At 67.2% G+C, this 7593-nt stretch carries 9 protein-coding genes and 1 pseudogene; 7 read left to right on the forward strand and 3 right to left on the reverse strand.

The window, feature by feature from the left end; genetic code table 11:
• Positions 1–144: 144 nt before the first annotated feature.
• Complete coding sequence (locus KXC43_RS48130; RefSeq protein ID WP_221383026.1) at positions 145–1158, forward strand: helix-turn-helix transcriptional regulator; 1014 nt, start codon at positions 145–147, stop codon at positions 1156–1158.
• 174 nt (positions 1159–1332) lie between these two features.
• On the forward strand, positions 1333–2712 hold the full coding sequence (locus tag KXC43_RS48135; RefSeq protein ID WP_221383027.1) for a sensor domain-containing diguanylate cyclase: 1380 nt from the start codon (positions 1333–1335) through the stop codon (positions 2710–2712).
• A 12-nt stretch (positions 2713–2724) separates the two neighbouring features.
• Here KXC43_RS48135 and KXC43_RS48140 read toward each other — a convergent pair whose 3' ends face one another.
• Together KXC43_RS48140 and KXC43_RS48145 are read right to left on the reverse strand one after the other, a co-directional pair.
• On the reverse strand, positions 2725–3537 hold the full coding sequence (locus tag KXC43_RS48140) for a DUF6924 domain-containing protein (protein ID WP_438870960.1): 813 nt from the start codon (positions 3535–3537) through the stop codon (positions 2725–2727).
• A 2-nt stretch (positions 3538–3539) separates the two neighbouring features.
• A complete protein-coding gene (locus tag KXC43_RS48145; protein WP_221383029.1) occupies positions 3540–4535 on the reverse strand; it encodes an AraC family transcriptional regulator in 996 nt (331 codons plus the stop codon).
• Between the two features lie 110 nt (positions 4536–4645).
• Here KXC43_RS48145 and KXC43_RS48150 point away from each other — a divergent pair, with 110 nt between their 5' ends.
• Together KXC43_RS48150 and KXC43_RS48155 are read left to right on the forward strand one after the other, a co-directional pair.
• Complete coding sequence (locus KXC43_RS48150; RefSeq protein WP_221383030.1) at positions 4646–5119, forward strand: cupin domain-containing protein; 474 nt, start codon at positions 4646–4648, stop codon at positions 5117–5119.
• A gap of 375 nt (positions 5120–5494) precedes the next feature.
• Positions 5495–6349, forward strand: coding sequence for a helix-turn-helix domain-containing protein (locus tag KXC43_RS48155; protein ID WP_255646108.1), 855 nt, complete (start codon positions 5495–5497; stop codon positions 6347–6349).
• 46 nt (positions 6350–6395) lie between these two features.
• On the opposite strand, the gene KXC43_RS48160 is transcribed toward KXC43_RS48155, so the two are convergent.
• Complete coding sequence (locus KXC43_RS48160; RefSeq protein WP_221383032.1) at positions 6396–6677, reverse strand: GMC oxidoreductase; 282 nt, start codon at positions 6675–6677, stop codon at positions 6396–6398.
• Between KXC43_RS48160 and KXC43_RS48165 the strand changes: the two genes are divergently transcribed.
• From KXC43_RS48165 to KXC43_RS48170, 3 genes and pseudogenes are all read left to right on the forward strand, one after another.
• A complete protein-coding gene (locus tag KXC43_RS48165) occupies positions 6585–6911 on the forward strand; it encodes a hypothetical protein (RefSeq protein WP_221383035.1) in 327 nt (108 codons plus the stop codon). The two genes, KXC43_RS48160 and KXC43_RS48165, sit on opposite strands and share 93 nt — an antisense overlap.
• Positions 6875–7233: pseudogene (locus tag KXC43_RS52500) on the forward strand (NF041680 family putative transposase); the annotation flags it as partial. The gene KXC43_RS48165 and the pseudogene KXC43_RS52500, both read left to right, overlap by 37 nt.
• A 124-nt stretch (positions 7234–7357) precedes the next feature.
• On the forward strand, positions 7358–7588 hold the full coding sequence (locus KXC43_RS48170; protein WP_221383033.1) for a hypothetical protein: 231 nt from the start codon (positions 7358–7360) through the stop codon (positions 7586–7588).
• Positions 7589–7593: the final 5 nt, after the last annotated feature.

Consider the following 7593-nt stretch of genomic DNA (forward strand, 5'->3'; position numbering starts at 1 on the left):
AACGGTCCGTCCGGTTCGTCGGGCGTGCATGGTCGGGCGCCACGCTAAAGGGCCGGTCCGGCACCTCAGCAGCCCGGAAGACAGGGATTGATCCAAACCACCGAACGCCGTACAGTGGGTAGTTTTATGGCACGCTTATCAGTAATGGAACGCGATGCCCTGAACGGCGTCGAACGCGCCTGTCAGGCCGGCCTGGGTTCCCGCGCCCTGCGCACCGAGATCGCGGCCCGGCTCAGCCGGGTGATCGCGTACGACGCCTACTGCTTCGCCACCACCGATCCGCACACTCTCCTGCTCACCGATGAGGTGTCCCACAACATCCCGGTCGGCGGCGAGTCGGTCGCCGCCCACAACGAGTACCTGGTCGACGACGTCGACAAGTTCGCCGACCTGGCCCGATCCCGGCGAACGGTAGGCGTCCTCGGCCTCAGCACCGGCGGCGAGCCCGGGCGCAGCCACCGGTTCCGCACCGTCCTGCCCATGCTGGAAGCCAAGGACGAAATGCGCATTGTCTTCGTCACCGGCCAACGCTGCTGGGGGGCGATCTCCCTGTTCCGCGGTCACGACCGCACCGGATTCACGCCGCGGGAGGCGGCATTGGCCCGGGTGGCCGCGCCCCCCATCGCCGCCGCGCTGCGTCGAGCCGCCTGCCGGCCTCGCACTTTGCCGGACGACCTCGCGGACCCGACCGGTCCCGGCGTCCTGTTCTTCGACCACAACGACACGTTGACGATCACCAACGAGGCTGCCGAGCGCTGGCTCGAGGAGCTGTCACCGCACCGGATCGCGCTGCATGAGGTCTGTGCGGCCACTCGGGCCGGCCTGGGCTCGTCCTGCCTCCGGTTCCGCTCACGGGCCGGCCGATGGCTCTCGCTGCACGGTTCGACCGTGTCCGACGGTGGCGTGGCGGTCGTCGTCCAGCCCACGCCGACGTCGGACATCGTCCGTATGCTGACGCTCGCCCATGCGCTGACCCCACGGGAACAGCAGGTGCTGCAATGTGTGATCGCGGGTACGCCGACCTCCGCGATCGCCGCCGAGCTCCGGATCACGGCGAGCACCGTGGAAGCCCACCTGAAATCGCTGTTCGCCAAGTTCGGCGTAGCCGGTCGTCGCCAACTGGTCCCCCAGCTGATCGGGGAGGTCTACCGGCTCTGAGACGCTCGAGCCGCGCCTTGCCGGGCGGTCAAGGGACCAGCTCGTAGAACCTGGCCCCAGTGCGTACGAGCCGCAACACAATTCTGGCTCGGGCACAAACCTCAGCAACGGTCACCCGTCACCGATCTATCTGGCATGGGTTCTGAGCTCGCCTGGTCTGCTACGGTCCGCCGGTTGAGTGTCGCAGTCGCGGTGCTTTTGAGTGTCGGCCTGATCGCTGGTATAGGCACGTACCTTGCCCGGACCACGTCGGCCGCACGGGCCAAAGTCATCAGCGAGTACGAAGCCCGGGCCGTCACCTCCGCGGACCTGATCGCCGGAACTCTGGCCGCCAGCGACGCCAAGACCCGAGCCACCGGCGAGGAATCGTTCGCCGGCGACCTCGCCGACCTGCGGACTCAGATCGGCCTGCAAATTGTGGGCGCACCCTGGTACGCCGTGCTCGACGCCAACGGCGATCGACTGATCGTGGACCCGGTGTCGAAGCAGGCGGAAGGCACCGATCTGACGGCGGATGAGGGCTTCCGGATCGCGTCGCAGACCGGGAAGCTCGCGTTCGGCGAGGTGCGAACCGGATCGGACGGTTCGTACGCGCTCGCGTTCCAGCCCTACGACACCGCCCGCGGCCGGCGGATCCTCACCCTTCCGATCAGCTTGGCCGACCTCTCGACCATTCTCACCGGGGCCCTCGACCGCACCTCCAGCATCTCGTATGTCGTCGACGGCAACGGCCGGGTCGTCGTCTCCTCCCAGGACGGGGTGGCCGGGTCGGCGCTGACCGACGCCGCCCTGCTCAAGGACGCGATGCAGAACACCCGCGGCGTACACGGCGACCGGTACTTCGTCGCCCGGCCGGTCGAGGGCAGTGACTGGCGGCTGATCCAGACCACCTCGGGCTCGAAGCTGCTGGCCCCGGTCCAGGCCAACGCCCGGGTCGCCTGGCAGATGTTCGCCGCGTTCGCGTTCGCCATGGTCATCATCGTGCTGATCGGATATTTCGTCCTGCGCGGCTCGGCCCGGCTGGCCCAGGCGCGGATGCACGACGCCCTGACCGGCCTGCCCAACCGGGCGCTGTTCCTGGAACGTGCCGACGCCACCATCGCGGACTGGCGCCGCAAGCGACCGACCGGCGACACCGGTCCGGTGGCGGCTCTCTTCCTGGACCTGGACGGCTTCAAGCCGGTGAACGACACCTACGGTCACGCCGCCGGCGACGCACTGCTCAAGCAGGTAGCACTGCGGCTGGTCGACGCCACTCGGCCGGAGGACATGGTGAGCCGCTTCGGCGGCGACGAGTTTCTCGTGCTCTGCCGCAAGCTGCGCACCGAACAGGATGCGGTCGCGGTCGCCGACCGGATCCGCGACTACGTGTCCGAGCCGTTCGAGATCGGCGGGCGCTCAGTGACGATCGGTGTGTCCATCGGTATCGCGCTGCTTGACGAGCAGATACAGGAGGCGGCGGCCCTGATCCACCACGCGGACCTCGCCCTCTACCGGGCCAAGGAGAACGGCCGGGGCCGAGTCGAGATCTTCGATCATTCCCTGGTCCGGTGAGTACTGCACAGGTCAGTTCTCGATCTGCTCGACCGGCGCCTCCGACGACCAGACCTCGATCCCCTCGGGGCCGAGCAGGACCAACCGGCCATCATCGGTCACCACCACACGCTGCACCGCCCGGCCGCCGGTGCCACTGCTCCAGACCGGCACGCCGGACGGCTCGAAGAGCACCAGATCCCCACCGGCCTGCAACACCAGACGATTCTGCAGGCCGGCCCACTCACGATTCGACGTGCCGGTGCGCCAGACCGCACTACCGTCAGCCGCACGATAGATGACGACATCCCCGTCGTCCTGCTGGACCAGAACGAAGTCACCCGACGGTGAGGGCATTGAGCCGTTGCGAAGGTTCTGGCCCGGCAGCAACTGGTTGATCGTCGGCCAATCGTCTGCCACCGGTATCGCACCCAGGCGTTGGTGCGGCGTCGGACCACCCGGATAGGCGCCTTCGTCATCGAGAGCGTCCAGATAATCGGCGAAGTCCATGTTGCCGATCGACAGGTTGATGTCGATCAACGCCAGTTCCGGAATCGTCGTCCGGAATCGGAGGCCACGGTCCTCGCCCTCGACGCCGACGACCAGCACCGTCTGGTCGGTGAACCGGTCGGCGACAGCGAGATACAGGTAGTGGGCCTCGTCGGGGACCAGCGCGAGCAGCTGCGACACGGACAGGCCCGCACAGCCGGGGTCGTCGATCACCGGCAGGTGGCCGAGTGAACCCTCTCGGTCGTGGTCGCGGACTCTGGAGACGAGGTCGTTCCAGGCGGGCTGGTCCGCGAAATCGGTACGCACCAGAACGGCATCAGCGTCGGCCGGAAACATCGTCACAGGGTCCTCTCCCCCGACTCCACGACCGGCTCGTCACCGAGATCGGCGGCGGAGCTCGGAAATGTCGTCGACGCTCTGATCGAGCGGTCCACGCGGTAGCGGGCCGGCGAATGACCGGTGATCCGCTTGAAAGTACGGATGAATGAGCTTTCCGATCCGAACCCGAACTCAGCAGCGAGCGAGCCGACAGTACGGTCAGTGGTGCGCAGCAACCTGCCGGCCGACTGCACCCGCCAACGAGCCAGATAGTCCAGCGGAGGCACGCCCGCGGTGTCTCTGAAGTGCAGGGCGAAGGCGCTACGGGACATGCCCGCCACTGCAGCCAGACTCGCCACGGTCCACGGCTCACCAGGGTCGCGGCTCATCCGGGCCAGCACCGGCCGCAGCCGTTCGTCAGCGAGCGCACGCAGCCACCCCGCCGGCACATTCGGCCGCACGAGTACGCCGCGCAGTGTCTGCACGAACAGGACGTGGGTGAGGTGATCACGCATCGCACCGGTGCCGGGGGTATCCAGTGAGGTCTCCGCGGACAACAGTTCCAATACGGGCCGCAGGTTCGCGGCCTCCGGCGTGCCGGCCCTGATCGCGGCCACCCTCGGCAAATGGTCCAGCAGCAGGATCGCGGCAGTCTCATCGAACGAGAGCGCTCCGCTGATCGCCGAGGTAAGACCTGGCTCTCCGGGTTCGACGTGGTGATAGACCGTGTCCGGCCAAGCTCGCTCGAACACGGCCATTCCGTCGGCCGGCTCATGGTCCGGTTCGCTTCCGATCGTGTACGGCTCACCGCTGGTCAGCAGGTAACAATCCCCCTCGGAGAGACGAAGCCGCACGTCATCACCAGCGGTCAGCCACAGATTGCCGCGCAGAACGGCACCGACCCGGATGTGGCGATATTCGGCGAAGCTCAGGGCCCAGTCCCCGCTGACCTCGAGACGGCACGGCGGCGCGACCCGCACGTCGAGCAGATCGAGCACGTCGGACAACGGATCCACCAAGCCTCCTGGACGATTCGGCGATAACCCTGGACTGCGGGTCATGGTCCCCCCGCCCAGCACTACATAAATTTTCTGGTGCACATTCGTTCAACCTGAAAGAGGCACCAATGAGTTTGGGCCTGCATGTTCCCCAGGACCGCGGCACGACGGTGTGGTTCAACGGCGACATCCTCACCGTCAAACTGACCCGTGATCAGACAGCCGGCACCGTCGGGCTGGTCAAGGCGGCCGTACCACCCGGTGGCGGACCCGCTGCGCACAGCCATATGCACGCTGACGAGACGTTCTACCTGATCGACGGCGAGCTGGAGTTCCTCAAGGGCGATCGCGTCTTCACGGCGCGGGCGGGCGACGCCGTCTTCATCCCTCGCGCCACCCGGCACCGGTTCAAGAATGTCAGCCTGACCCCGGCCAGCATGCTCTTCTTCTATACCCCGGGCGGCGCCGAGGGACTGTTCGTCGAAGGCGGCGACCAGCCGGTGCCCGGTGTGCAGGTGCAGCCGTGGGGCCCGGAGCGAATCGACGACCGGCTGCTGTCGCTGCTGGACAAGTACGACACCCAGGTCCTCCCCGAGTCCTGATCCGATCCATCCAGCTCTCCCCTCAAGTGCTGAGGACGCGGCTCGCGCCGGGTCCTCAGCACAAGGCCATTTCCTGAGGGTAGAAACGCGGACATCCCTGGACGGGTTCACCGCGTATGAACCGTTCCCCGGATCCCCACGTCGTCAGGACAGGGGAACGAAGGGAAACACAACCTTGACCGAATCCATACCTGGCTCTGACTGCTGGCGGCCGACGCGCGAACCAGCGTCGAGCCCATGAGAAGAGGGCTGCTGGGCGCTGGGCCGGCGCTTACCGCAGTGAAAGCGGTTCACCAAGGTCGCCACACCTGCCGAGTCGGACCGGGGTGAGCGGTGGACCCCGAGGACTGGGAACGAGCGGTGGCAGCCGGCGGGATGCCCCCATTACACAGGTTCCGAAGCACAAACGAAAACTTCCCAAGCCGGTTGACCACAGCCACGCTGGGACCTCTGCGCCTCGCCGAGTGCGTGACCCCGCCCGGCGAGTCCTACCGTGATGAGGCCCTGGCCCGGTCCGTGAACCGCGAGTTGTGCCAGATCGACCTGATTCTCGACGGGCACGTGACTGTCGAGCAGAACGGCAATCGGGCCCAGCTCAGCCCCAACGACCTGGTCGTCATCAACCCGGCTCGGCCGGTACATGTGCTGAGTACGGCTACCACCAATGTCACCATCATTTCTCCCCGGAAATTGCTACGTCTGAGTTCTGGCGAACTCGACCGGATTTCTGCCACGCGCATCCGCGGGGACAGCGGACCGGGAGCGGTGGCCGCCTCGCTGATGCGCAATCTGGTCCAGGCCTCGGCCGACTTCAGCCCGCGGCAGGCCGAGCGCACCGTGCCCATCCTCGCCGACCTCATCGCGGTCGCCCTGACGGAAGATGACAGCGCCTCTCGATCAGCCGCAGATCAGCTGTACGCGCGAATCATCGCCCACATCGATAGTCACCTGATGGACAGCGACCTGTCCCCCGCGTCGATAGCGGCGGCGCACTTCATCTCCGTACGGCGTCTGCACCAGATCTTCCAGAAACACCCGCACACCGTGGCGGCGCTCATCCGCGAGCGCCGCCTCGAACAGTGTCGCCGAGATCTGGCCGACCCCGCCAATGACGCCCTGCCGGTCGCCGCGATCGGCGCCCGCTGGGGGCTGAGCCCGCCGGCTCATTTCAACCGGCTGTTCAAGACTGCCTACGGCTACACGCCCGGTCAGGCCAGATTGTCACGCTGACCGGCCGGCCCCTGACCGGAATAGCGGCAGCCGCATCCGGTCGCACTCACCTGCCGGCAAGGATGCGTCGGGCGGCCAACGTCGACATCGCAATCAGCGGTCCGTTGGGGTTGCCGGACACCATTCTCGGCAGGACCGAGGCGTCCATCACCCGCAGCGAGTCGATGCCTCGCACCCGCAACTGCGGGTCGAGAACGGCGTCCGGACCGACACCCATCGCACAGGCTCCGATGGCATGGAAGCTGCACTGACCGTCGCGAAGCGCATAGTCGGTGATCGTCTGTTCAGTGACCTCAGCCTCGCCCGGCCTGACCTCGGACTCGACCATACCGGCGAGCGGCTGCTCGGCTGCGATGCCCCGGAGCTGCTAAAGCAAAGCGAAGGTCCGGCGCCGGTCGTCGCCGTCGGCCAGGTCGAGATCGGCACTGAGGGGTGTCATCCAGATCTGCGCGTCGACACGCGGCTCGTCCGGGTCGGTACGGAGGAAGCCGAGCACATCAGCGCCGGGCCGGGAAAGAAGTCCCTCCCGCTTGCGGGCACCGCTGGACCTGGCTGCTGCTGACCGCCTACACCCAGCTCCGGCTCGCCCGGCCACCGGTCACTGACCTGCAACGGCCCTGGAACACCCCGCCCCACCACAACGGCTCACCCCAGCCCGCGTCCGGCGAGGGTTTCGGCACCTACACACACAAACAGGCACTCCCACCAGCGCACCGAAACCCAGCCGACCAGGCCCTGGACGACCTCCCGGACGCCGCAACAACCGGCCAGCCACCCGCCACGACGTCCACATCGTCACCAGGACCGACCGCCCGAACGGCACCACCAGAAAGAAGCCCTCAACCAGTCCACGACCCCGCCGCACAGGTGAAAACTCAAGTTAAGCCCTCGTGGGACGACGGGTCGGCGCCCGCCTCGACGTGGCGTTCTTTAACACCTCGCAACGGCCGGGCCCCTTGACTGATGTCTGCCGGCGCCGAAGGACGGCCCGGCAGAAGGGTCCGCATCATGAAGATCAAGAAGTCGCTCGCCGGGGGCGTACTGGTCCTGGCCGTGGCCGGTGGCGCGATGGCCCTCGCGACGTCGATGGCCACCGCGAGCACTCTCGTCCCGACCAGCCGGCCGAGCACGGCCGATACCACTGACGCACCGTCGATCGGTGCGGTTGGCCAGGAAGGAGACCGGCCTCCGGCCGGCGTGACGGTCGAGAAGGGCCAGGAAGCGAAGCCGGCCAAGTAGACCTG

This window comes from Paractinoplanes polyasparticus, from assembly GCF_019710575.1.
Taxonomy (GTDB): domain Bacteria; phylum Actinomycetota; class Actinomycetes; order Mycobacteriales; family Micromonosporaceae; genus Actinoplanes; species Actinoplanes polyasparticus.